This is a genomic window from Acidiferrobacter thiooxydans (assembly GCF_003333315.1).
Classification (GTDB): Bacteria; Pseudomonadota; Gammaproteobacteria; order Acidiferrobacterales; family Acidiferrobacteraceae; genus Acidiferrobacter; species Acidiferrobacter thiooxydans.
Window position 1 is genome coordinate 162,828 of sequence record NZ_PSYR01000001.1, and the last position, 24,053, is coordinate 186,880.

A 24,053-nucleotide genomic window follows, 5' to 3' on the forward strand; every position below is an offset into this window, starting at 1 on the left:
ACCATGGAGCCTCATATCAATCCGCACATCTCGCGCCGCTACAACACCGAGCTCGAGGAAATCCGCACACGCGTGCTCCACATGGGCGGCCTTGTCGAGCAGCAGATCATCGACGCCATGGCAGCCTTGGTGAAGGGCGACTCCGTCCTTGGTGACGAGGTCATAAAGAACGACTACAAGGTCAACAATATGGACGTGACCATCGACGAGGAGTGCAACCAGATCATTGCCCGGCGTCAGCCGACCGCAAGCGATCTGCGTCTGGTGATGGCGGTGGTCAAGACGATCACCGACCTGGAGCGGATCGGAGACGAGGCGGAGAAGATCGGGCGCATGGCGGTGCGCCTGGCGGCCGAGGAGCGCCCCAAGGACGGATATGTGGAGGTCCAGTCGTTAGGGAACCATGTTCGGCAGATGGTGCATGACGCCTTGGATGCGTTCGCGCGCCTCGACATGAGTGCGGCGGTACGCGTCGCGCGCGAAGACCGTCAGGTAGACAAGGAATATGACGGCCTCATGCGCCAGATGATCACCTTCATGATGGAGGATCCGCGGACGATTTCGCGTGTCCTGAATGTGATATGGGCAATGCGCGCGCTCGAGCGTATCGGTGATCACGCCCGCAACATTTGCGAGTACGTCATTTATCTCGTGAAGGGCAAGGACGTGCGCCATACGAGCCTGGAGCAGATCGAGACCGAGATCCTCGGCGCCACGGACTCGCGCCCCCTCTAGGGTTGGGTGCGTTCGCGCAGCCAACGGGCGACGGTGGCCGCGTAATAGGTCACTATGCCGTCCGCTCCCGCCCGGCGCAAGGCGATCAGGGACTCCCAGACGACCTTGCGCTCATCGAGCCAGCCGTTTGCCACGGCGGCCTTCAGCATGGCGTATTCCCCGCTGACATGGTAGGCCAGGGTCGGCACCTGGAATGTCTCCTTGATGCGGTGTATGACGTCGAGGTAGGGGAGGCCGGGCTTCACCATCACCATGTCCGCCCCTTCCTTGAGATCCATCGCCACCTCGTGAAGCGCCTCGTTGCTATTGGCCGGGTCCATCTGATAGGTCGATTTGTCCGCTTGGCCGAGGGCCTCGCCTGACCCCACGGCGTCCCGAAAGGGCCCATAAAAGGCCGAGGCGTATTTGGCCGCATAGGCCAGAATCTGGGTATGACGGAAGCCCTCGGCCTCGAGGGCCCGGCGAATGGCCCCCACCCTGCCATCCATCATATCGGAGGGCGCCACGATGTCGGCCCCCGCGTGGGCATGGCTCAGCGCCTGGCGGACCAGGATCTCCGTGGTCTCGTCATTCATGACGTAGCCGGATTCGTCGATAATGCCGTCTTGCCCGTGGATGGTGAACGGATCAAGGGCGACATCCGTCATGACCCCGAGACCGGGGACCGCGGTCTTCAGGGCGCGCACCGCCGTTTGCGCAAGCCCCTCTGCATTGAAGGCCTCCTCGGCCTGGGCGGATTTTTTCTCCCGGGGCACGACCGGAAACAAGGCAACCGCCGCAATGCCGTCCGCGGCCCATGTCTGTGCCGCATCCACTAGGCGGTCGACGGACAGTCGCTGGATGCCCGGTAACGCCGCAATGTCTTCACTCCGATCCCGGCCCTCAAGAACAAACGCGGGCATAATCAGATGGGATGCCGTTAATGAGTGCTCGCGCACGAGGTCGCGAGAAAACCTTTGCCGACGCATACGCCGCATGCGGGTCGCCGGGAACGGGGCACGACTATTATCCAATGACATGGTGCCAGACTAGCGCGCTTTGGGTGTTCCGGGAAGGGGTCTGGCCGCCTGAACGGCAAACGGACTCCTGGAGTCCGTTTGCCGGGGATTTCTAGCGACGACCTTTGACGGCAGGCTTCTTCTTCGCGGCCGCCTTCTTGGGCGCGGCCTTTTTGACGACTGCCTTTTTCGCAGCCGCCTTCTTCTTCGGGGCGGCCTTCTTGACTACTGCCTTCTTCTTCGGGGCGGCCTTTTTGACGACTGCCTTTTTCGCAGCCGCCTTCTTCTTCGGGGCGGCCTTCTTGACCGCCGCCGCTTTCTTGGGCGCCGCCTTCTTGACGACCGCTATTTTCGGGGCGGCCTTCTTAACGGCCGCTTTCTTCTTCGGGGCGGCCTTCTTGACCGGGGCCGCATTTTGCGAAACGGCCTCGTTACGCGCCGGGCTTGCCGCCTGCGGCTTCACAGATGGCCCCTTCGGCTTGGTGGGCGCCGGTGCCGTCATGGCCGGTCGCAGTGTGGCCAGGGGATGGATATGGCCCTCGATGATCGTCACCACCGTGCGGAATATCTCCTGGACATCGCCCTCACCGACGACGCGGCGCAGCTTATTCTGGCTTTTGTAATAGGTGATGAGCGGGGCGGTCTGCTGCTCGTAGATCTCGAGGCGCTTGCGGATCGTCTCTTCGTTGTCGTCGGATCGCTGCTGTAGCTCCCCGCCGCACTTGTCGCAACGCCCCGGCACCTTGGGCGGCTGAAAATAGATGTTATACATCTGGCCGCATTTGGCACAGGTGCGCCGTCCCGTCAGGCGCTTTAAAAGGACCTCGGTATTGACGTCGACGAGGAGCGCGAGCTGCAGGGGCTGGCCCAGGCGGGCGAGCAGTGAGTCAAGGGCTTGTGCTTGCGGGTTGTTGCGCGGAAAACCGTCGAGGATAAAGCCGTTTTTTGCGTCGGGTTGACTCAACCTGTCCTGGATCATGCCAAGGACGATCTCATCGCTTACGAGCTGACCCTGATCCATGGCCGCCTTGGCCCGTTTGCCAAGCTCGGTCCCCGCCGTGACGGCCGCTCGGAGGAGGTCACCCGTGGAGATTTGGGGGATTTTGTACTTTTCGACCAGCAGTTTCGATTGCGTCCCTTTTCCGGAGCCCGGCGCTCCCAATAGCACGATTCGCATGGTTGTCTCGCTTTGGTTTTAAATTGACCTAGTAGAGGTTTTTTATATGTTTTCCCTGAGCAGGGCCGTCCCATATCGTAAGCTACCCGCTGCATCCCTTGACGTCAATGATTTTAGGGGATGAAGGCGGGGGATAAAAAAATCTGCGACACATCCTGTATTACGGACGCTTTTGCGCTACGCTTACGGCATTTTGCGGGGCCCCGCAGGGTCTCGCCTCCGGAGGGGGTTCTCGATGTCGGGAATACCGGATTTTAACGATACCGAACTCTGGGTGGCGCGCTCGGCGCTGACGGAGCGCTACGGTAAGGCGGTGGCCTTGGAGCTCGCCGACAGTGAGCTGCGGCTCGACCCCGAGTCGACCGCCCTGACCGTTTGTCCCACGATCTTCTGGTCCGAGCGGTCCGCCCATTTCGTCGTTTTCAAGGTCGGCGAGGGGCGTTACCGATGTCAGTTCTTTTATGGCCCCAACGAGCATTACGGGACCGGCCGGGACGTCTATGACGACATCGGGGAGTGCGTAACCCACGTGTTACAGCTGCAGGCCGATCACGAAAGCCGCCGCGACTCACCGCCCGGCGCCAACACCTGATTACCGAACCCGATGTCTTTTTCCTTTCATCCAGTCCTAGGAGCACAAAGAGAGTCATGGCAAAGCCCAAGAACGCGTTTTACGCCCAGTCAGGTGGCGTGACCGCCGTCATCAACGCCTCCGCCTGCGGGGTTATAGAGACGGCGCGCCGGTATAAAGCGAAGATCGGCAAGGTCTACGCCGGTCGCAACGGGATCATTGGGGCCCTGACCGAGGACTTGATCGACACCAGCAAGGAGTCGGCCGAGGCCATACGCGCTTTGCGTCACACCCCGGCCGGGGCCTTCGGCTCATGCCGCTATAAGCTGAAGGGTCTGGAGGAAAACAGGGCCCAGTACGAGCGGCTCATCGAGGTGTTCCGGGCCCATGATATCGGCTACTTCTTTTATAACGGCGGCGGCGATTCCCAGGACACCGCCCATAAGGTCTCCCAGATCGGGGAGCGCCTGGGCTACCCGATCGTATGCGTCGGGGTGCCGAAGACCGTGGACAATGATTTGCCGTTCACGGATTGCTCCCCGGGGTTCGGGTCGGTGGCCAAGTATGTGGCTGTGTCCATCCGCGAGGCCGCATTCGATGTCGCGAGCATGGCCAAGACGTCGACCAAGATCTTCGTGATGGAGGTCATGGGGCGGCACGCCGGGTGGATCGCGGCGGCCGGCGGACTGGCCGCCGAGAAGAAAGGAGACGCCCCGCACATCATCCTGTTTCCCGAGCGGGTATTCGACGAGGCGGCGTTTCTGGCGCGCGTCGACCTGGTCGTGAAGACCCATGGCTATTGCGCCATCGTGGTCTCCGAGGGGGTGAAGGGCAAGAACGGCAAATTCCTGGCCGAGAGCGGTCTTAGGGACGCCTTTGGCCATGCGCAGCTGGGGGGTGTGGCCCCGGTGATCGCGCAGCTCATCAAGAACAAGCTCGGGTACAAGTACCACTGGGCGGTCGCCGACTATCTGCAGCGCGCCGCGCGCCACATCGCCTCCCGGACCGATGTCGAGCAGGCCTATGCCCTGGGCCGGCGCGCCGTGGAGCTCGCCGTAAAAGGACACAACGCGGTCATGCCCATCATCGTTCGCACGGCCAATCGTCCGTACAAGTGGGAGCTCGGGGTCGCCAACCTGGCGGATGTCGCCAATGTCGAGAAGAAGATGCCGGAGGACTATATCACCGAGGACGGTTTTGGCATCACCCGCAAGTGCCGCACCTATCTCGAGCCCCTCATCCAGGGAGAGGATTATCCGCCGTATAAAAACGGCCTGCCGCACTATGTGCGACTGAAGAATGCGCCCGTCAAGAAAAAGCTGGGCGGGGAATTCAAGGTCTAGCCATGACAATTGACAAGGCCCGCGAACTCTTGCAGGTGCAAGCTGGCTTCGGGGGCTTTTATAACGGAAATGCGGCCAAGCTCATACTCTCGGAGGTCTTCCGAGAGCATGGTCAGGCTGCGGTCGACGGCTTGATCCGCGAAGTCGGATTGGACCGCGTCTTTGGGTTCGAGCCGGGGACCCGGTTCGAGGGAGGGTTGGCGCTGAAGAAGCCATAACATGAACAGGCGCCCGCCCCAGGCAGTGCACAATTTTCAGTTGTCATCCTAGGGGAGCCATAGCATGTCTATCGATCTTGCGGTCGTGTTCGTTTGTGCCCTGTTGGCGTTATTTTACGGGGGGGTTTCCATTCTGTGGGTCATGAAGCAGCCGACTGGTACGGCGCGTATGGTGGAGATCGCGCACGCCATCCAGGAGGGGGCTCAGGCCTATCTGAATCGCCAGTACCGCACGATTGGACTGGTCGGCGTCATTCTCTTCATTCTGCTCTTCGTTTTCCTGCAGCATCTTACGGCCATAGGGTTTGCGATCGGCGCCATCCTGTCCGGACTTGCCGGTTATATCGGTATGAACGTCTCGGTCCGGTCGAACGTGCGTACGGCGGCCGCCGCCTCGGGCGGGATCAATGCCGCGTTGCGCGTGGCCTTTCGTGGCGGGGCGATCACTGGGCTTTTGGTGGTCGGCCTCGGCCTTTTGGGGGTGGCCGGCTACTTCGCCGTGTTGCGCGCGCTCGCACCCGCCTCCGGCCATATAGACGTCTCGCCGCTCGTGGGGCTTGCCTTCGGAGGGTCTCTGATCTCGATCTTCGCGCGCTTAGGGGGCGGAATCTTCACCAAGGGGGCCGATGTCGGCGCCGATCTTGTCGGCAAGGTCGAGGCCGGCATACCCGAGGATGACCCGCGTAATCCCGCGGTCATCGCCGACAACGTCGGGGATAACGTCGGGGATTGCGCGGGCATGGCCGCGGATCTCTTCGAGACCTATGCCGTCACCGTCGTCGCTACCTTGCTGCTCGGCCATCTGGATTTCCCGGGCTTTCATGGGGCCTTGATCTATCCGCTGGCCCTGGGCGCCGCCTCCATAGTCGCCTCGATCATCGGCACGTGGTTTGTAAGGGCGCGCGAGGGCGGCAAGATCATGAACGCCCTCTATCGCGGCCTCATCGTCACCGGCGTCATTGCCGCCGCGCTTTTTTACCCCGTCACGCGCTGGCTCATGCACGGCATCACCGCCCATACGGCGGCCGGCGCGCCGCTCACGGTCAGTGACATTTACTATTCGGCGTTGACCGGGCTTCTGGTCACGGGCCTGCTGGTCGTCATCACCGAGTACTATACGGCGACCGAATACAAACCGGTGCGCTATATCGCTCAGGCCTCCACGACCGGTCATGGCACGAACGTCATCGCCGGGCTTGCGGTCTCCATGAAGGCGACCGCCGCCCCGGTGCTCGTGATCTGTGCGGGCATAGGTCTTGCCTACCATCTCGCCGGGCTCTACGGCATAGCGGTTGCGGCCAGCGCCATGTTGTCACTGGCCGGCATGATTATCGCGCTCGATGCCTATGGTCCGATCACCGACAATGCCGGCGGCATCGCCGAGATGGCCAATCTCCCGCCCGCCGTGCGCGCCGTGACCGACCCGCTCGATGCGGTCGGCAACACCACCAAGGCGGTCACCAAGGGTTACGCCATCGGATCCGCGGGGCTCGCGGCGCTCGTGCTATTTTCGGACTTCACGCATGAGCTGACGGCGCGCACGGGTCGAGTACTCGCCTTCGATCTCTCCAACCACATGGTGATTATCGGCCTGTTCCTTGGCGGGCTCATCCCCTACCTCTTTGGCGCCATGGCCATGGAGGCGGTGGGCCGGGCGGCGGGCTCGGTCGTCATCGAGGTGCGCCGCCAGTTCAAGGAGATCCCGGGCATCATGGAGGGCACGGCGCGGCCCGACTACTCGCGCGCGGTCGATATGCTCACCAAGGCCGCGATCCGCGAGATGATCATCCCCTCGTTGCTGCCGGTCCTGGTGCCGGTCGTAGTCGGGGTAGTGCTCGGCGCCCAGGCCCTGGGCGGGGTCTTGATGGGCACCATCGTCACGGGGCTTTTCGTGGCGATCTCCATGACCACCGGCGGTGGCGCCTGGGACAATGCCAAGAAGTACATCGAAGACAACCACTTCGGAGGCAAGGGTTCGGAGGCCCACAAGGCGGCGGTCACCGGTGACACGGTCGGCGACCCGTACAAGGACACGGCGGGACCGGCGGTCAACCCGATGATCAAGATCATCAATATCGTCGCGCTCTTGCTGGTACCCCTGCTCCATCTGTGAGGCGCGGGATCCCCGGGGGCTATTGTCCGCCCCCGGGGCTCGTGGGCGGGCCTTGCCCACCGTGATCCGCCCCGATCGAGATGTCGGCGTTTGCGGAAATTGCTAGACTGGGCGCATGAAGATCTGCATCGTCTCCGACAGCCACGACAATCGCGAACTCCTGAACGCCGCCGTAGCCGAGGCCAAGTCCCTCGGGGCCGAGGCCGTGCTCCATTGTGGCGACATCGTCGCGCCGAGCACGCTGCGCACCCTGCGCCGCCATGCCCTGCCCATCCACGCGATCCACGGGAACAATGCCGGCGATACCTTCCATATGTCGCGGTTGGGTCAGGAATCCGAGGCCTTTGTGCGTTACTACGGACAGGATGCCGACATCGGGCTGGCCGGACGGCGCGTGTTTCTCGTGCATTATCCGCACTACGCCTATGCGCTTGCGTGCACCGGCGACTGGGACATCGTCTGCTGCGGCCATGATCATGTGGCCGAGGTCAAATCGGTCCCCAACGTGAAGGGTGGCAGGACCGCCATGGTGAATCCCGGGACCGTGGGGGGCGTGGGGGCGGCGGCCACCTATGTCATGGCGGATCTCGAACACATGTCCTTTGCTATCCGCGAGGTGCCGCCGCCCAAACCGCGTTAACGCGGTTTGCCGCCGATCATGATGCGCTGGCCATGCGCGAGTGAACCGAGATAGCTCACGAGGTCGGCCATCGTCTGGCTGCCGTAGGCGGGCGGATGACCCATGAGGCCGTTCGCGACGCAATGGCGGATCTGGGTCTCCAGGGTGATCACCTTATGCAGCTTCGGGCTATAGCGCGGGAAGATGGCGGCGGCATTGACGAGGCTCGGGATGCGCTTGCCGTTGGGCAGGCGGCCCATGACGCGTCCGCCATCGATATGGCAGCTGGAGCAGGTGGTGTGTCGTCCATGGAAGCTTGGCTCATGGCTGCCGAAGCTGTCGGTATTGAAGATGTGCGCCCCTTTCTTGACGGCCTGCGACAGGGCGACAGAAGCGGGGGATGCGAAGGCGGTCGTGGCCAGTCCCAGGGCGATCACGCCCACGAGTATCCTGATGCGGGGTTGATTTATCATTGTTGAGGCTCCATCCATCGGTTTTTTTGAGGCCTCTAGCGTAGCGAACGCCGATAAGCGGCGCAACCGCCCCGATTCCGTTGGAAAAGGCCCACCTGTGCCGCCACCCCGTCTGCCTTATGCGGCCCATATGTGCTACCCTGCCGCGCAAATCCAAATGCCGTCCGCCATGTCTTCGACACCCAATACCGCGCGCCCAACCCACCGCTGGCTGCCCGATGTCATTCTCGTCACGTTCGTGGCGGCGCTGCTCTTTGGCATCATGCTCGGGACCCGCGAGCTCGGTGTGCCCGATGAGGCCCGCTACTCGGAGATTCCGCGGGAGATGGTCGCGACCGGTCATTACATCACGCCGCGACTCGATGGCGTGTTGTATTTCGAGAAACCGCCACTTTTTTATTGGCTGCAAACCGTCTCCATCCATCTGTTTGGCCTCGGCCAGTGGTCTATGCGTTTCTGGACCGCGTTCTTCGCGGTACTGGGCTGTGTGGCGGTCTATATCACCGGCCGCGCGCTCTACAATCGGCGTACCGGCCTTATGTCGGCCATGGTCCTTGGGACCTCGCTGCTTTATTTCGGAATGGGGCATGTCGTCACGCTCGACATGACTGTCTCGGTGCTCCTCTCTCTGAGCCTTTTCACCTTCATGCTGGCAAACCGCGCCCCCCCTGGCCGGACGCGGCGCCTGGGGATGTGGGGGGCCTTTTTGTGGGCGGCGTTGGCAACACTCACCAAGGGTCTGATCGGCATCGTCTTCCCGATGATGGCCATTGGCCTCTGGATCATCGCCCTCTGGGACTGGTCGATCCTAAAGCGCATGTATCTGCCGAGCGGATTCGCGCTCTTTTTCCTCGTGGCCGCGCCCTGGCACATCCTGATGCAGTTGAAGCACCCCACCTTCCTGCACTACTACTTCGTTCGCCAGCATTTTGAGCGTTACCTCACCCACGTCGCGCACCGCTATCAGCCGTTCTGGTATTTCCTGCCGGTCCTGCTTGCGGGGATCCTGCCGTGGACCGCCTTCATCGTCCAGACCGCGCGGTTCCACCTGGGGTTCGCCTGGCGCGACCGCCGTCGCCACGCCGAGACCCTGTTGCTCGTGATCTGGGTGGTCTCGATATTCGCGTTCTTCTCGGCCTCCGACTCCAAGCTCGTCCCCTATATCCTGCCGGTGTTCCCGCCGCTTGCCATCCTCATCGGCCGCTATCTCGATCACCGCTGGGACCGGGCCCTTGGACGCGGCGACCGCTGGGCGTTCCGCGCGATCGCGCCGGTTGGCGTGGCGCTCGGTGCGGCCGCGGCCTTCATCGTCCCGGCGACGCGACCCAGTCTCGAGCCGCACACCATGGCCATCGCCATGGCCTTGCTGGGCGCCACCCTAGCCTTGACCGCCATCGCCAGCGCCTGGGCCGGCCTCCGGCGGGGCTTTGCCGCCGGGGTCATCGTGCTGACCGTCGGCTTTAGCGTCTTTCTGCTCGGCGTCAATGCCTCCGCACCCTATCTCGATACGCGCACGGTCAAGGCCTTGGTCCTGAAGCTGCGCCCGCGCCTTACCCCTCATGCGATCGTCGCGTGTTACGGCTGGTACTACCAGGACGTGCCGTTCTATCTGCGTCGCCGTGTCGAGGTGGTGAACTACAAGGGCGAGCTCGGTTACGGCGCGACCCTCGAAAAGACCCCTTGGATCATGCGTGGCCCGGCATTCTGGCGGCAGTGGAACAGCGGCCGCACGGTGTATATGGTGACAAGCCGCGCGACCTATCAGCGGCTGCGTCAGCGCGGCATCCGCATGTACATGGTGGCGCAGAACGCCTTCAACGTCGTTGTCGGCAACAAGGCCCCCTGACCATGCGCTATCTGCCGCTCATCCTGTTCGGCGTATTCCTGAACGCCGCGGCCCAGCTCGTATTGAAGGAGGGCATGCGGCGCATCGGCTATTTCACCTTCGACTGGGCCAATATCATCCCCATCGGCCTGCGCATCGCCTTCAATCCGTTCGTGTTCGCGGGGCTTGTGATCTATGTTATAAGCTTCGTCATTTGGCTATTGGTGCTGTCGCGCGTCCAGGTCAGCTTCGCCTACCCCATGCTGAGCCTTGGCTATATCATGAACGCGGTGGCGGCCTACTATCTCTTTCAGGAGGCGCTGACGCCGGTACGGCTTGCCGGGATCGGCGTCATCATCCTCGGCACTTACCTCATCACAAGGAGCTGACATGAGCGATTTCGAGGGCGATTTTCTCCCCTTCTCGCGCCCGACCTTGAGCGAGGAAGCGATTGCCGAGGTCGTAGCCTGTCTGCGCTCGGGCTGGATTACCACAGGACCCCGCGTCAAGCGGTTCGAGGAGGCCCTCAAGGCCTATACGGGTGGGGCCTTTGCGTTGGCCTTGTCGTCGGCGACCGCCGGTCTGCATCTGACGCTCGCCGCCCTGCGCCTGGTCCCGGGCGAGGAGGTGATCACCTCCCCCATGACCTTTGCCGCGACGTTGAACACTATCGTCATCGCCGGCGGCCGACCGGTGCTCGTCGATGTCGAGCGCGATGGCTACAACATCGACGTCGGCCGCATCGAGGCGGCCATCACGCCGCGCACGCGCGCCATCGTGCCGGTCCATTTCGCCGGGGTACCCGTGGACCTCGATCCCTTGTATGCGCTGGCCCACCGGCATGGCCTGCGGGTGATCGAAGACGCCGCGCACGCCATAGGGGCCGAATACAAGGATCGGCGCATCGGCGCCTTCGGCGACACGCAGGTATTCAGTTTTCATCCCAACAAGAACATTACGACGGGCGAAGGCGGGGCCGTCATGACATCCGATGAGGGCCTGGCCGCGGACGTCGCCCTGGCGCGTTTTCACGGCATGGACCGGGAGGCCTGGAATCGCTTCGGCAAGCAGGGGTCTGCGCACTACGAGATCATAGCGCCCGGGTTCAAATACAACATGATGGACATGCAGGCGGCACTCGGCCTGCACCAGCTCCCGGCCCTTGATGACTTCATCCGTCGCCGCACCGAGCTTGCCGAGCGTTACCGCAAGCATCTCGCCGACTGGCCGCAATGGGAGCTACCGGCCGCGCCGCGCTATGATCATCGCCCGGCCTGGCATCTGTTCGCGCCGCTTTTGAACGTGGAGGCCGCAGGCATGGACCGCGAGCGCTTCATGGCCGAGATGAAGGCACGCAATATCGGCACGGCCATTCATTACCGCGCGGCCCACCTCTACCCCTATTATAGGGACCGCTACGGGTATCGGCTCGGCGATTTCCCGCGCGCCGAACGCATCTCCGAGCGCATCGTGAGCCTGCCGTTGTTTCCCGCCATGACGGACGCCGATCAGGACCGCGTGATCGCGGCTATGGCCGACGTCTTTGCCCGGGCCTGATCCATGCGTCCGTATGTGAGCGCAGTGATCCCCGTCTTTAACGAGGAGGAGAACCTAAGGCCGCTCTTCGAGCGCCTCGTGGCGGTGCTGGATGCCATGGGACGGCCCTACGAGATCGTGTTTACAAACGACGGCAGCGCCGACCGCTCCGGCGAGATCTTGCGGGAACTCCACGCGCAGCGCCCCGCGCAGGTGCGGGTCATCGATTTCAACGGCAACTTCGGCCAGCATATGGCCATCATGGCGGCCTTCGAGTACGTGCGTGGCGATGTCATCGTGACCCTGGATGCCGACCTCCAGAACCCGCCCGAGGATATCCCGCGCCTCATCGAGAAGATCGAGCAGGGCTTCGATGTCGTCGGTGGTTACCGGCGCGACCGCCAGGATACCTGGTTTAGGCGCAATGCCTCACGGCTTATCAACATGATACGGGCACGCATCACGCGTATCGAAATGCGCGACCAGGGCTGCATGCTGCGCGCCTACCGGCGGCACATTGTCGACAGTATCGCGACGAGCGGCGAGGTCTCCACCTTCATCCCGGCGCTCGCCTATAACTTCGCGGCCAATCCGACCGAGATCGAGGTATCCCATGCGCCGCGCGCCGCCGGCCACTCGAAGTATCATATCTACAACCTTCTGCGGTTGAACTTCGATCTCATGACCGGCTTTTCGCTGGTACCGCTGCAGGTCTTCACCATGCTCGGCTTCGCGGTATCGCTTTTGAGCGCCATCCTCGTGGTCTATCTCCTTTTGCAGCGTATCTTTATCGGACCCGAGGTCCAGGGCGTCTTCACGCTGTTTGGCATCATGTATTTCCTTGTGGGCCTCGGGATCTTCGGCCTCGGGATCATCGGCGAGTATATCGGGCGGATCTATCTCGAGGTCCGCAAGCGCCCGCGTTTCGTGATCCGCGAGGTCGTTCAGGCCATCGATGACCAGTAGCCCACAGGTTATCGTTTTTGGTTATCACGAGGTCGGCTACCGCTGCCTTGAGTGGCTGCTGTCACGCGGCGTCTCTGTCCCGGTGGTCTTTACCCACGAGGATGATGCCCGCGAGCGGATCTGGTTTCGATCGGTCGCCGGTCTCGCGCGCGATGCCGGAGTGCCGGTCCTCACCCCCTCGTCCTTGAAAGACCCGGCGATCGTCGCGCGGATTTCCGAATGGCGTCCGGATGTGCTCTACTCGTTCTATTACCGAAACATGATCCCGCGCGAGATCCTCGCGATTCCGCGCTACGGCGCCTTCAATATGCATGGATCGTTATTGCCGCGGTACCGCGGGCGGGTGCCCATCAATTGGGCGATCATCCACGGCGAACGGGAGACCGGCGCGACCCTCCATCATATGGTCGCGCGCGCCGATGCCGGTGATATAGTCGATCAAGAGGCCTGTCCTATCGGCCCCGACGACACCGCTTACGACGTGTTTCTGAAGGTGACGGAGGCGGCGGTCACGGTGCTCGCGCGCAGCCACGACGCCATCATCGCCGGCCGTGCGCCGCGCCGCCCGCAGGATGAGAGTCGGGCGACCACCTTTGGCGGCAGGGGACCGGAGGATGGGCGCATAGACTGGGATCGTGACGCGGTGTCGGTCTTCAATTTCGTGCGCGCGCTCACCGAGCCCTATCCCGGGGCCTTCAGCGCGCTGCGTGGGGCGCGCTTTCGGGTCTGGTGGGGTCGGCCGGTCGTGCTCGCCCCCGGGGACCGCAAGCCCGCGGGGTGTGTCGTCTCCGTGGAGCCGCTCATCGTGGCGACCCGCGATGGGGGGTTTCGGGTGGACAGGCTCGAGTGGGCTGAGCCGGATGCCCCCGGACGCCGGGATTTCATCATTGGGGAGCGCGTCGGCTGATCGCAGCCGGTGCCCCGCCATCATCTTGGAGAAGCATAATGGCCTTGAAAGTCCTGATTCTAGGAGTGAACGGATTCATAGGTAACAGCCTGACCCAGGCCATCCTCGAGCAAAAGGACTGGGAGATCTATGGCATGGACATGAATAACGACAAGCTCGAGACCTGCCTCGGCAATCCGCGATTCCATTTCGTGGAGGGCGATATCACGGTCAATCGCGAGTGGATCGAATATCACATCAAGAAGTGCGATGTCGTGTTGCCGTTGGTGGCCATCGCCACGCCTGCCACCTATGTCACAGACCCCCTGCGGGTCTTCGAGCTGGATTTCGAGGCCAATCTCGATATCGTGCGCAAATGCGTGCGCTATAAGCGCCGCGTGCTGTTTCCCTCGACGTCCGAGGTCTATGGCATGAGCGCCGATACCCCCTTCAACGAGGAGACGAGCCATCTGGTGCTGGGCCCCATCCACAAGCAGCGCTGGATTTATTCCTGCTCGAAGCAGCTCATGGACCGCGTCATCTATGCCTATGGCAAGGAAGGCCTGCCCTTTACCCTATTTCGCCCCTTCAATTGGATCGGACCCAAGCTCGACAACATCCTCGAGCCCAAGGAAGGGAGTTCGCGCGTCCTCACCCAGTTTCTCGGCAATATCCTGCGCGGCAAGGATATCCAGCTCGTCGACGGCGGCAATCAGAGACGCAGCTTTACGTATATCGATGATGGCGTCGACGCCCTGTTGCGCATCATAGAAAACCGCGACGGCTGCGCCGACGGCCGCATCTTCAATATCGGCAACCCGGCCAACGATTGCTCCATCAAAGAGCTCGCGGATGCGCTCGTGACCCTGGTCCGGTCCTATCCCCGGTATGCGGCGTTGGCCGACCAGGTGAAGGTTGTGGCGGTCAACTCGAAGGAATATTACGGCGAGGGTTATCAGGATATTCTGACGCGCGTACCTTCGATCGAGAATGCCCGCAATTATCTCGGCTGGGAGCCGCGCACCGATCTTACGACCGCCTTGAAGAAGACTCTCGACTACCATCTCGATCGTCCATCTCAGGAACTGCAATAAGGGGATGCCCGACATCATCATTGCCGTAAAGGTCGATGTGGACACCGAGCGTGGCACGCGCCTCGGTGTCCCCGCCTTGGCGCGGGTTTTCGATGAGCTCGGGATACGCGCGACCTTTTTCTTCTCCCTGGGTCCGGACAATACCGGACGGGCCTTGCGGCGGGTCTTTCGTCCCGGGTTCCTGAAAAAGGTCAGACGCACGAGCGTCATCGGCACCTATGGAATGCGTACGTTGTTGAATGGCGTATTGTGGCCGGGCCCGTATATCGGTCGACGCCATGCCGATGTCATGCGCGCCATCCGCGATGCCGGTCACGAGGTCGGCATCCATTGCTACGATCACATCCGCTGGCAAGACGGCCTCCATCGCATGCGTCTTGCCGAGGTGCGCGCGGAGTTTGGCCGGGCACGCACGGAATTCGCGCGCGTCTTCGGGGTCGCGGCCACCGCTGCCGCCGCTGCCGGCTGGCAGGCGGACGCGCACAGCCTCACGGTCTACGACGAGGCGGGGCTCGCCTATGCCAGCGACACGCGCGGCAGCACGCCGTTTTTCCCCGCCGTCCGCGGCCAACGCTTTCGCACGCTCCAGATCCCCACCACGCTCCCGACCCTCGATGAACTCATGGGCCGCCCCGATTTTCCCGACGAGCTGCTCGCCACGCACTATTTTTCCCTGCTGCACCGCAACGCGGTCAACGTGATGACCGTCCATGCCGAGATCGAGGGCCTCGTCAAACGGGACTGGTTCCGCGAGTTCCTGACGCGCGCCGTGTCCATGCGCGTGCAGTTCCTCACGTTGGCGGCGGTCGCCCAGACGGTATTGGCGCAGCCCGACGCGGTGCCGGTCAATGAGCTCGTCCAAGGCGAGATCGATGGGCGTTCGGGGACGCTGGCCGTGCAAGGCGGCGCCATCGCGTGACGGGCCCCGGGCTCGACGCGTTACCGGTTGCTGCCTGTATCGGCGATCTTCGGGCGGCGTTGTCAGACCATGGCGTGGTGCTCCTGTCGGCGCCGACCGGTAGCGGCAAGACCACCGCCATACCCCCCGCGCTGCTTGATCTGCCCGCCCTCGGCTCGCGCAAGATCCTCATGCTCGAGCCGCGCAGGCTCGCGGCGCGTCTGGCCTGTGAATGGATGGCCTCGGTCATCCACGAGCGTCCCGGCGCCACGATCGGCTATCGTACCGGCACCGAGACCGCAGTCTCGGGGGCGACGCGCATCGAGGTCATGACCGAGGGTGTGTTGACCCGCCGCCTGCAGCGCGATCCCGAGCTTGCCGACACCGGTCTTGTGATCTTCGACGAGGTGCATGAGCGACATCTGGCGACGGACCTGGGCCTGGCGCTGGTTCGCGATATCCAGTTAGGCCTGCGTACCGATCTGCGCGTCCTGCTCATGTCGGCGACGCTCTCCGATACCGCGTTCACCCGGTATTTTCCGGATGCGCCGCTCGTGGAATCACAGGGACGGCAATTCCCCGTGGCCATCGACTATCTCCCGCGGGCCGCCGGCCTGCGCCTCGACCGGCTCGTACGCGATGGCGTGCTGCGCGTCCTCGCCGTCACCCGTGGTGATGTGCTGGTGTTTCTGCCAGGCCTGCGTGAGATCGCGCACTGCGAGCGCGCGCTGGAAGGCGATATGGCGGCCATGGGTATTACGCTTCGCCGCCTCCACGGCGCGATGTCGGGCGCGGAGCAGGATCTGGTACGAGAGCGCGAGGGACCGCGGCGCGTGATCCTTGCAAGCGCGGTCGCGCAGAGCAGCATCACATTGCCGCGCGTCGACGGCGTCGTCGACGCGGGCCTTGTCCGCACCGCCTGTTTCGATCATGCCAACGGCTTTACGCGGCTCGTTACGTCCCCGGCAAGCCAGGACATCGCCGACCAGCGCGCCGGGCGCGCGGGACGCGTGCGCCCCGGTCATTGCCTGCGGCTATGGACCCCGGAAGATCACCGTGGCCGACCCCGTTTCGCGCGGCCGGAGATCGAGCAGGCCGACCTCAGCGCGTTGGCGCTCGATCTCGCCGCCTGGGGTACGCCGGACGCTGCCGGCCTGCATTGGCTTACGCCCCCTCCGTCTGCGGCCTTCGCGGCTGCGCGCCGACGGCTCCACGAGCTCGGGCTTGTCGCCCTGGACGGCACGATCACAACCGTCGGTCGCCGTACCGTGGATCATGGGTTCAGTCCGCGCCTGGGCGCAGCCCTCGCCTGCGCCGCGCCCGCACACCAGCCGTTATTGTGTGCCGTGGCGGCGATCGTAGACGAGCGTGACACGGTTCGTGATCGCGATGACGTCGCGCTCGCCACGCGGCTTACGTGGTTGCGGACGCATCCCGACTCGGCGGCCGCGCGGCGCATGCGTCGTCTCGCGGCGCGCGTACGCGTGCCGGCCTGGAACGGTGAGGGCGCGCATGATGAAGAGCTGGCGCGGCTTCTCCTGCCGGTCTACGGTGATCGCGTCGCTTTGTGTGTGGAGCGCGGTGAGACCGCAGTCTTCAAGCTGGCCTGCGGTCCACGCGCGCGCCTTGCGCTTGCCGACCCCTTGAGCCGCCAGGATGCGCTCTTGGCGCTGATCGTCGAGGAGACCGCTGAGGGTCCGTGGATGCGCCTGGCGGTGCCCCTCTCTGGATCCTTGTGGGACGACGCCCAGCGATCGGCCGTCGAACGCCTATGCGTGCGTTGGGATGAACGCACATATACCTTTGCGGCGTACAAGGAGCGGCGTCTGGGCGACATCCGCTTGCAGGCACTCCCCTGTGCCGTCCCCCGAGATGCGGATTTCCCGGAGGCCCTGGAGGCCGCGGTGCGACGCGCGGGTCTTGCCGCGCTTCCGTGGACCGAGGAGGCGTTGGCCCTGCGCGCGCGGCTCGCGTGGCTCGCGTCCTTACCGTCTCGCGAGGGCTGGCCCGATGTCAGTGATGCCGCGCTCGTCAGCCACGTCCAGTGGCTTTCGGCGGCGGTCATTGCGCCCCGCGGCCAGACTGCCGCGGCGTCCGTGGACGTGGCTCGCGGGCTCTATCATGGGCTGCTCTCATCCGTCCAACGACACGAGATCGACCGTCTGGCGCCGGCCTCGGTGCCGCTGCGTTCGGGCCGCCCGTATCCGCTTCGCTATACCGGCGGCGGCCCCCCGGTGCTCGCCGCTCCCGTGCAGGAATTCTTGGGGATGACCGAGACGCCCCGGCTGGACGCCGGCCGCGTCGCGGTCACGGTGGAGCTGCTTTCGCCCGCGCGCCGGCCGCTGCAGGTGACCTCCGACCTCCAGGGCTTCTGGCGGGGCGCCTATCCCGAGCTCAGGCGCGCGCTCGCGGCCCGCTACCCGCGCCATGAGTGGCCGCTCGATCCGCTGTCTGTGCCGCCCTATCGCCCGCACAAGAGGAGGTCTTGAGGCCGAGCTTGGCAAACAATGCCTGATCGGCGGCGACCTTGGGGTTTGGCGTGGTGAGCAGCATGTCGCCCGCGAAGATCGAATTGGCGCCGGCGAAGTAACACAAGGCCTGCAGCTCCTCGCTCATGCCTTCGCGACCCGCGGCGATGCGTACGCGGCTCGTCGGCAGACAGATGCGCGCCACGGCGATGGTGCGCACGAACTCGAAGGGCTCCAGGCTCGGTTCATCCCCGAGCGGTGTCCCCGGTACGCGCACCAAAAGATTGATCGGCACGCTCTCCGGCGGCGGATCGAGCGCCGCGAGTTGGGCGATGAGTCCGGCGCGGTCGTGGCGCGTCTCCCCCATGCCTACTATCCCCCCGCAGCACACCTTGAGCCCGGCCTTGCGCACCCGCGCGAGCGTCTCTAGGCGGTCGTCATAGGTCCGCGTCCCGATTACCTCTTTATAGAATTCCGGACTGGTATCAAGGTTATGGTTGTAATAATCGAGTCCGGCCTCGGCCAGCTGCTCGGCCTGGCCTTCGCGCAAAAGCCCGAGCGTCGCGCAGGTCTCGAGTCCCAGGCCGCGGATTGCGGCGATCATCTCCGCCACGCGCTTTAGGTCGCGCTCCTTGGGACCACGCCATGCCGCCCCCATGCAAAAGCGTCCGGCCCCGCTTGCCTTGGCGCGGCGCGCGGCCGCCAGCACCTCGTCGATATCGAGCAAGGCCTCGTCCTGAACACCCGTGTCATGACGCCGCGACTGCGGGCAGTATCCGCAATCCTCCGGACAGCCACCGGTCTTGATCGAGAGCAGCGTGCTGATCTGGATCTCGTTGGCATCGAAGTGACGCCTATGGACGGTATGGGCCTCGAACAGAAGATCGAAAAAGGCGTGGGCAAAAAGGTCTTCAACGGCGTGCGTTGTGTGGGTCATGGTTCCTCCTCATGCCCCACGCTACGGTGCCCGCCGCGCCCTGTCAACTCTCGAAGATCATTCCGGTTGACGGATATTCGAGCGCCCGATGCCCGTATAGCGGAATCCCGCCTCGCCGAGGCGTTGCGGGTCGTATTGGTTGCGGCCATCGAAGATGCGCGGTTCCTTGAGAAGTCGCCCCATGCGCTCGAAATCCGGGTGCCGGAAAGGCTTCCATTCCGTGACCAGGATCAGGGCGTCGGCCCCCTCCAGGGCCTGGTATTGATCATTCGCGAGCACAAGCGCGCCGCTTTTGAACCAGGACTCCGGGAGCTCGGCGTGCGCCGCCTGGGTCGCCACGGGATCGTAGGCCGTGACCCGCGCGCCCGCCGCGATCAAGGCGTTCAGGAGCACGATCGACGAGGCCTCGCGCATGTCATCCGTTCCGGGCTTGAAGGCGAGCCCCCAAAGCGCGAAACGGCGTCCTTTGAGGTCGTTGCCGTATTCGCGGACGATATGCCCAAACAGCAGCTGTTTTTGTTGTTCGTTGCGCGCCTCGACCGCCTTCAAGACCACAGGCTCGAATCCGCAATCGTCGGCCATGCGAATGATGGCCTTGACATCCTTCGGGAAGCACGACCCGCCATAGCCGCAGCCGGGATAGATGAACGAGTAGCCTATACGACTGTCCGATCCTATGCCGCGGCGGACACTTTCCACGTCCACGTCCAGACGCTCACAAAGATTCGCGATCTCGTTGATAAACGATATCTTCGTCGCCAGCATGGCGTTGGCGGCGTATTTCGTCATTTCCGCCGCGCGCACGCTCATGAACAGCAGGCGCTCATGATTGCGCATGAAGGTCGCATAGAGGTCCCGCATGCGGTCACGCGCCGTATCGGAGTCGCATCCGACGATGACGCGGTCGGGCCGCATGAAATCGGCCACGGCGTCGCCTTCCTTCAAAAACTCCGGATTGCTCACGACATCGAAGGGGATGTCGACCCCGCGGGCCTGAAGCTCGGCTGCGATCGCCTCGCGTACGCGCTCCGCGGTTCCGACCGGCACGGTCGACTTGTCGACGATTATGGCGTAGTGACTCAGGTAGCGGCCGATGTCGCGGGCTACGTCAAGAACATAGCGCAGGTCTGCCGAACCGTCTGTGTTGGGCGGCGTGCCCACGGCTATGAAGTAGACATCGCTCGCGGCCAAGGCGTCTTGAAGCGAGGTGCTAAACTGTAGGCGCTTTGCGCTCACATTGCCGCTTACGATGGTCTCGAGCCCCGGCTCGTATATCGGCAGTATGCCCCGTTTGAGATTCTCGATCTTGCGTTCGTCTATGTCGACGCAGGTGACCTCGTTGCCCATCTCGGCAAAGCATGCGCCTGTTACGAGCCCCACGTAACCCGTGCCAACCACGGTCAATTGCATCGTCGTGTCCACCACACCAAACGGCAACGCCTGCCGCGCGGGACATTCTAGCAGATCGCGCGATGCGGCTCCCGTGATCGCGTCCGTGCGCGCCCACCCGCCGTGCCGCCGGCCCTTCGCCGCCTCGCGCGCTCGCTCGGCCAGGAGGCCTGCGCGCCTTCGGCAACGTCATCGCCATGGATGCGATGCCGCTCGCCTGCCAGACGCCCGTGGCGCCTGATAACGCGAGCGCCGAACCTCAAAGCGACGGTGTCACGTCACGCCCCCCGTAGAGCCGTTCGTAGCGCGTCTGACAATCGGTGCAGCGCTCAGCGGTTGGGTAGGCCTCGAGGCGCGCGTAGGGGATGTGGTGCCCGCACTCGGTGCATTGCCCGTAAACGCCTTCCTTCATGCGCTCCAGGGCACGGTCGACGGCGCGCAGATCGCGTACCTCGTTTTCCATCTCGGCAAGGTTCAGATCGGTCTGTTGGAGGGCTGTTGATTCGTCGCCCGAATCCGCGACCTCACCTGTTATGCGGCGCAGATTGTCATGACCGGCATCGCTGGTTCCGGCCTGGATCATGGCGAGCAGGTCCTGGCGCCGGCGCGTGAGCTGGTCTTTCAATGTCTGAAGCCTGGTTGCGGTAAGCTCGGTCATCGATAACCCTCCTTCGAGGTTCGGCAGCGGACGGAAATGGCCGGCGCAGACACATGCACCATGAACCCGCTTCGGGCATTATGCGCCGCCTATCATGCCAGATGCACGATCGGCGCGTGCCGGACTCACGTCCGAGCCGACGGGATCGGGCGCCGCGCAGCCGACGGTCGATGAGTTTGCGCGTTGTGGCTTGCCGGATGCGAGATCCGCTGGCCGGACCCACGCCTTACGGCACCGGTTGCGCATGATCGGGTGCTTGCCCGATGGATGCGCACAAAGCGATGGTGTGATGCGCGCGGATGCTCTCCGGCGCCCTCATGGCGACACGGCAAGCAACATACGCGCCTGTCGGCATGGGTTTCTTGGGAAACGGCCACGCAAATTGTTTGCAAATGTTGATATCGCTGTTACAGTTAGGCTTGACGGCGATGCGATCTCGTGATGTAGACAGCGTGTGCGCCGTTTGTGACGGGAATTGGGCGCGCCTCGAGATATCGCGCTCGCAACACGCGGCCGATATGGCGTTTCGGTCGCGCACTGGCCGGTTGGCTCCTTGCCCCGACGCCCGAACTCAAGGGAGGCGGAGAGTTGGCGGAGCGCAGCTCTTAACATGAACGAAGGAGTGAGCGTATGGCAATAAAGAAGAAGGCGGCGGCGCCCAAGAAGGCGGTGCGAAAAAGCGCGCCTGCAAAGGCGTCGGTCAAGAAGGCCGCCGTCAAAAAGTCGGTGACAAAGAAGGCGTCCGTCAAGAAGGCGTCGGTCAAGAAGGCCGCACCGAAGAAGGCGTCAACCCGGATGGCGACGTCGACGTCGCGCACCAAGATGGCAGCCAAGAAGTCGGTGACAACCAAGACCACGTCCACCAAGAAGAAGGCGCGTTCCAAGAAGAAGTAGCCCGCGCGGGGCCGTAAGAGGCCGTGTCTTCGACACGGCCTTTTTTACGCGTCCTCCTCGTCCTCCTCGTCCTCCAGGCTTCCCTTGTTCAAGACCTGAAGGGTCTCGGCCCAGGCGTTCTCGTGTTCCTGCAGCTCGGTCGTCATGATCCGATGGAGATCTACGAGGACCTGCGACAGGGCATCCTTGTCGCGGCCGCCCGTGACGCCCTGGGCGGCGCGTTCCGTTTGCAGTAGCGTGTCGCGCGCGCTCAGACATGACCCCAGCAGGTTTTTGATGCGCTCACGCCTTTTGGGGATCCAGGCGCGGTCGGCATCGAGTGATTTGAGCCGTTCACCGAGCTCCAGGATGCGTTTACGCAGCCTGGTCAAAAGCCCCAACTGCTCGCTTTTTATGTCGCCCCACACCGCGATATCGATCAGCAGTTGCCAGCGCGCGCGCAGCCGGGCCACGAGTTCGGCGGGTAATGCGACGTCCCCGACGGTGTCCATCAGCGCGGCCCCGCATTCAAGGCCGCCAATCGCTCGGGCGTGCCGACGTCGGTCCACAGGCCGTGATAGTGTTCGCCTGATATCAGCCCGCGAGCGCTCATGCGGTGCAGGAGCGGGGCCAGCGGGAAGCGATCCGCGGTCGCATCCGCGAATAACGCGGCCCGATATACGCCTATTCCGGCGAATGTGAGTCGCGGCGCGTTATCCCCCACCTGCCCATCGCATAGCCCGAAATCCCCTTCCGGGTGATGTTCCGGGTTATCCACGAGAACGAGGTGCGCCAGTCCGGCAAGCGATGCGGGCAGGCGCGCAAAATCATAGTCCGTGTAGATGTCGCCGTTGACCACGAGAAACGGGTCGCAGCCGAGCAATGGCAGGGCGCGGCGGATGCCCCCGCCTGTCTCGAGCCCGGCCGGACCCTCGTCTGAGTAACTGACGGTGACGGACAGCTGTGCGCCGGTTCCCAGGTGCGCGCGGATCTTCTCGCCGAGATGCGCGACATTTATGACGATGTCCGTGAATCCCGCGCGCGCCAGCTGACTTATCAGGCGATCCAAGAGCGGCGTTCCGTGTACCGCCAAAAGCGGCTTGGGTATAACGTCGCTCAAAGGACGCATGCGCGCACCCCGGCCGGCCGCCAGGATCATGGCCTTCATGGGGACTCCGGGAGCGCGCGCAGGAAGGTGTGCAGGTCGCAAAGATCCGGGTAGAGCGCGGTCGCCTCCCGCAGGTAATGCATGGTGAGCGGCAGGTCGCCCAGATATCCCGGCTTACCGTCGCGCAGGTGTAATCTCGCGAATATTCCCGCGACCTTCAGGTGCCGTTGGATGCCCATGCGGTCGAACCATTCGAGGAAGACGGCCTCGTCATCGCACTGGTGGAGTCCGGATTCGCGCGCCAGCTGGCAATAGCCCTTGACCCAGTCGACCACGCGTTCCCTCGGCCATGCCACGTAGCAGTCCTTCAGCAGGGACACGAGGTCATAGGTGATCGGGCCGCGCACGGCATCCTGAAAATCCAGGATCCCGGGATTGTGGAGCGTGTTGACCAGCAGATTGCGCGAGTGGTAATCGCGATGGACCCAGACCTGGGGCTGATGGAGCGCGTTCGCGCTGAGGTCGTCGAAGGCCTGGTCGAGCAGGCGGCGCTCGCCGCCCGTTATCGTATGCCCGAGATAGCCTCTTAGATACCATTCCGGAAAGAGCTCCATCTCCCGCCTGAGCAGCACTTCGTCGTAGGGCGGCAGGAAGTCCGGGTCGGAGAAGGTCCCGCCCTGCAGGACCACTAGGGCCCCTAGGGCATCGCCGTACAGGCGGTCGGCGGTGGCATCGTCGAGCTTGTCGAGGTAGGGGGTGTGTCCGAGATCGGTCAGCAAGGCGAGACCGGTGTCAAGATCGCAGGCCAGCACCTTGGGCACGTGCAGGCCGAGGGCGCCGAAACGCTGGGCGACACGGACAAACGGCGCAAGCGGCTCTTTGTTCGGGGGCGCGTCCATGGCGACCCAGGACTCCCCGCCTGATGTGATGCGGAAGTAGCGCCGAAAGCTCGCGTCGGATGATGCCGGCGCGATCGTGAATCCGGAGGTGCCCAGTATGCGCCGCGTGAATTGTATGAGGGCCGCCAACCGCTTGTCATCGGTCACGAAATTTCTCCTTATAACCGGACGAGGCCTTGCCTCGGCGGGCGATTGTATGCGATTTTAGCCGCCATTGACATTTGACCGACACCCCGATGCCCCGGATCGTTGCCGCGCGCTCTTCGACG

At 63.6% G+C, this 24,053-nt stretch carries 23 protein-coding genes and 1 pseudogene; 15 read left to right on the forward strand and 9 right to left on the reverse strand.

All coding sequences use genetic code 11. From position 1 onward, the window contains the following. The first annotated feature begins 3 nt into the window (after positions 1-3). Positions 4-735, forward strand: a complete 732-nt coding sequence (gene phoU / locus C4900_RS00850) for a phosphate signaling complex protein PhoU (RefSeq protein WP_065970148.1) — start codon at positions 4-6, stop codon at positions 733-735. Here the strand turns inward: phoU and hemB are convergent. Both hemB and C4900_RS17080 read right to left on the reverse strand, forming a co-directional pair. After that, positions 732-1,754 carry a porphobilinogen synthase gene (gene hemB / locus C4900_RS00855; protein WP_065970149.1) on the reverse strand — a complete coding sequence of 341 codons (1,023 nt, stop codon included), beginning with the start codon at positions 1,752-1,754 and terminating at the stop codon, positions 732-734. The genes phoU and hemB overlap by 4 nt on opposite strands. A 517-nt stretch (positions 1,755-2,271) precedes the next feature. Further along, a pseudogene (locus C4900_RS17080) lies at positions 2,272-2,910 on the reverse strand (adenylate kinase); the annotation flags it as partial. Positions 2,911-3,145: 235 nt separating this feature from the next. Here C4900_RS17080 and C4900_RS00865 point away from each other — a divergent pair. The 5 genes from C4900_RS00865 (at position 3,146) to C4900_RS00885 (ending at position 7,795) form a co-directional block, all read left to right on the forward strand. Next, complete coding sequence (locus C4900_RS00865) at positions 3,146-3,502, forward strand: hypothetical protein (protein ID WP_065970151.1); 357 nt, start codon at positions 3,146-3,148, stop codon at positions 3,500-3,502. 56 nt (positions 3,503-3,558) lie between these two features. Further along, entirely contained in the window at positions 3,559-4,824 is a 1,266-nt protein-coding gene (locus C4900_RS00870) for a 6-phosphofructokinase (protein WP_065970153.1), read from the forward strand. 2 nt (positions 4,825-4,826) lie between these two features. After that, positions 4,827-5,042 (forward strand): hypothetical protein, encoded by a 216-nt coding sequence (locus C4900_RS00875; protein WP_065970155.1) that lies wholly within the window; start codon positions 4,827-4,829, stop codon positions 5,040-5,042. Between the two features lie 64 nt (positions 5,043-5,106). Beyond that, complete coding sequence (locus C4900_RS00880; RefSeq protein WP_065970157.1) at positions 5,107-7,155, forward strand: sodium-translocating pyrophosphatase; 2,049 nt, start codon at positions 5,107-5,109, stop codon at positions 7,153-7,155. A gap of 115 nt (positions 7,156-7,270) precedes the next feature. Next, positions 7,271-7,795, forward strand: a complete 525-nt coding sequence (locus C4900_RS00885) for a metallophosphoesterase family protein (protein ID WP_065970159.1) — start codon at positions 7,271-7,273, stop codon at positions 7,793-7,795. Here C4900_RS00885 and C4900_RS00890 read toward each other — a convergent pair. Then, entirely contained in the window at positions 7,792-8,247 is a 456-nt protein-coding gene (locus C4900_RS00890) for a c-type cytochrome (RefSeq protein ID WP_065970160.1), read from the reverse strand. The two genes, C4900_RS00885 and C4900_RS00890, sit on opposite strands and share 4 nt — an antisense overlap. A 169-nt stretch (positions 8,248-8,416) precedes the next feature. Here C4900_RS00890 and C4900_RS00895 point away from each other — a divergent pair, with 169 nt between their 5' ends. From C4900_RS00895 to hrpB, 8 genes are read left to right on the forward strand one after another with little or no spacing between them, the layout of a single operon-like run. Then, on the forward strand, positions 8,417-10,093 hold the full coding sequence (locus tag C4900_RS00895) for a glycosyltransferase family 39 protein (protein ID WP_170132363.1): 1,677 nt from the start codon (positions 8,417-8,419) through the stop codon (positions 10,091-10,093). A gap of 2 nt (positions 10,094-10,095) precedes the next feature. After that, on the forward strand, positions 10,096-10,461 hold the full coding sequence (locus C4900_RS00900) for an EamA family transporter (protein WP_065970162.1): 366 nt from the start codon (positions 10,096-10,098) through the stop codon (positions 10,459-10,461). Between the two features lies 1 nt (position 10,462). Further along, positions 10,463-11,629, forward strand: coding sequence for a DegT/DnrJ/EryC1/StrS family aminotransferase (locus tag C4900_RS00905; protein WP_065970164.1), 1,167 nt, complete (start codon positions 10,463-10,465; stop codon positions 11,627-11,629). Positions 11,630-11,632: 3 nt separating this feature from the next. After that, positions 11,633-12,574, forward strand: a complete 942-nt coding sequence (locus tag C4900_RS00910) for a glycosyltransferase (protein WP_065970166.1) — start codon at positions 11,633-11,635, stop codon at positions 12,572-12,574. After that, on the forward strand, positions 12,564-13,481 hold the full coding sequence (locus tag C4900_RS00915) for a formyltransferase (RefSeq protein ID WP_065970168.1): 918 nt from the start codon (positions 12,564-12,566) through the stop codon (positions 13,479-13,481). Before C4900_RS00910 ends, C4900_RS00915 begins: the two co-directional genes overlap by 11 nt. Positions 13,482-13,519: 38 nt before the next feature. Then, positions 13,520-14,554 carry a bifunctional UDP-4-keto-pentose/UDP-xylose synthase gene (locus tag C4900_RS00920; protein WP_170132364.1) on the forward strand — a complete coding sequence of 345 codons (1,035 nt, stop codon included), beginning with the start codon at positions 13,520-13,522 and terminating at the stop codon, positions 14,552-14,554. Positions 14,555-14,558: 4 nt separating this feature from the next. Continuing rightward, positions 14,559-15,473: a polysaccharide deacetylase family protein gene (locus C4900_RS00925; protein ID WP_065970172.1), complete on the forward strand. Its 915-nt coding sequence runs from the start codon at positions 14,559-14,561 to the stop codon at positions 15,471-15,473. Then, positions 15,470-17,941: an ATP-dependent helicase HrpB gene (gene hrpB / locus C4900_RS00930; RefSeq protein WP_114282130.1), complete on the forward strand. Its 2,472-nt coding sequence runs from the start codon at positions 15,470-15,472 to the stop codon at positions 17,939-17,941. The genes C4900_RS00925 and hrpB overlap by 4 nt, the downstream gene beginning before the upstream one ends. On the opposite strand, the gene bioB is transcribed toward hrpB, so the two are convergent. The 3 genes from bioB to C4900_RS00945 form a co-directional block, all read right to left on the reverse strand. Further along, positions 17,847-18,857 (reverse strand): biotin synthase BioB, encoded by a 1,011-nt coding sequence (gene bioB / locus C4900_RS00935; protein WP_083995774.1) that lies wholly within the window; start codon positions 18,855-18,857, stop codon positions 17,847-17,849. The genes hrpB and bioB overlap by 95 nt on opposite strands. A gap of 57 nt (positions 18,858-18,914) precedes the next feature. Beyond that, positions 18,915-20,267, reverse strand: coding sequence for a UDP-glucose dehydrogenase family protein (locus C4900_RS00940; protein WP_114282794.1), 1,353 nt, complete (start codon positions 20,265-20,267; stop codon positions 18,915-18,917). 238 nt (positions 20,268-20,505) lie between these two features. Beyond that, positions 20,506-20,904, reverse strand: a complete 399-nt coding sequence (locus C4900_RS00945) for a TraR/DksA family transcriptional regulator (RefSeq protein WP_211306700.1) — start codon at positions 20,902-20,904, stop codon at positions 20,506-20,508. A gap of 630 nt (positions 20,905-21,534) precedes the next feature. Here C4900_RS00945 and C4900_RS15745 point away from each other — a divergent pair. After that, complete coding sequence (locus tag C4900_RS15745; RefSeq protein ID WP_147267089.1) at positions 21,535-21,798, forward strand: histone-like protein 2; 264 nt, start codon at positions 21,535-21,537, stop codon at positions 21,796-21,798. Positions 21,799-21,842: 44 nt separating this feature from the next. Here the strand turns inward: C4900_RS15745 and C4900_RS00955 are convergent, their stop codons facing one another. From C4900_RS00955 to C4900_RS00965, 3 genes are read right to left on the reverse strand one after another with little or no spacing between them, the layout of a single operon-like run. Beyond that, positions 21,843-22,289, reverse strand: coding sequence for a hypothetical protein (locus tag C4900_RS00955; RefSeq protein WP_114282132.1), 447 nt, complete (start codon positions 22,287-22,289; stop codon positions 21,843-21,845). Further along, positions 22,289-22,945 (reverse strand): N-acetylmuramate alpha-1-phosphate uridylyltransferase MurU, encoded by a 657-nt coding sequence (gene murU, locus C4900_RS00960; protein ID WP_114282133.1) that lies wholly within the window; start codon positions 22,943-22,945, stop codon positions 22,289-22,291. Before murU ends, C4900_RS00955 begins: the two co-directional genes overlap by 1 nt. Further along, positions 22,942-23,931 (reverse strand): aminoglycoside phosphotransferase family protein, encoded by a 990-nt coding sequence (locus tag C4900_RS00965; protein ID WP_211306701.1) that lies wholly within the window; start codon positions 23,929-23,931, stop codon positions 22,942-22,944. Before C4900_RS00965 ends, murU begins: the two co-directional genes overlap by 4 nt. Between the last annotated feature and the right edge of the window lie 122 nt (positions 23,932-24,053).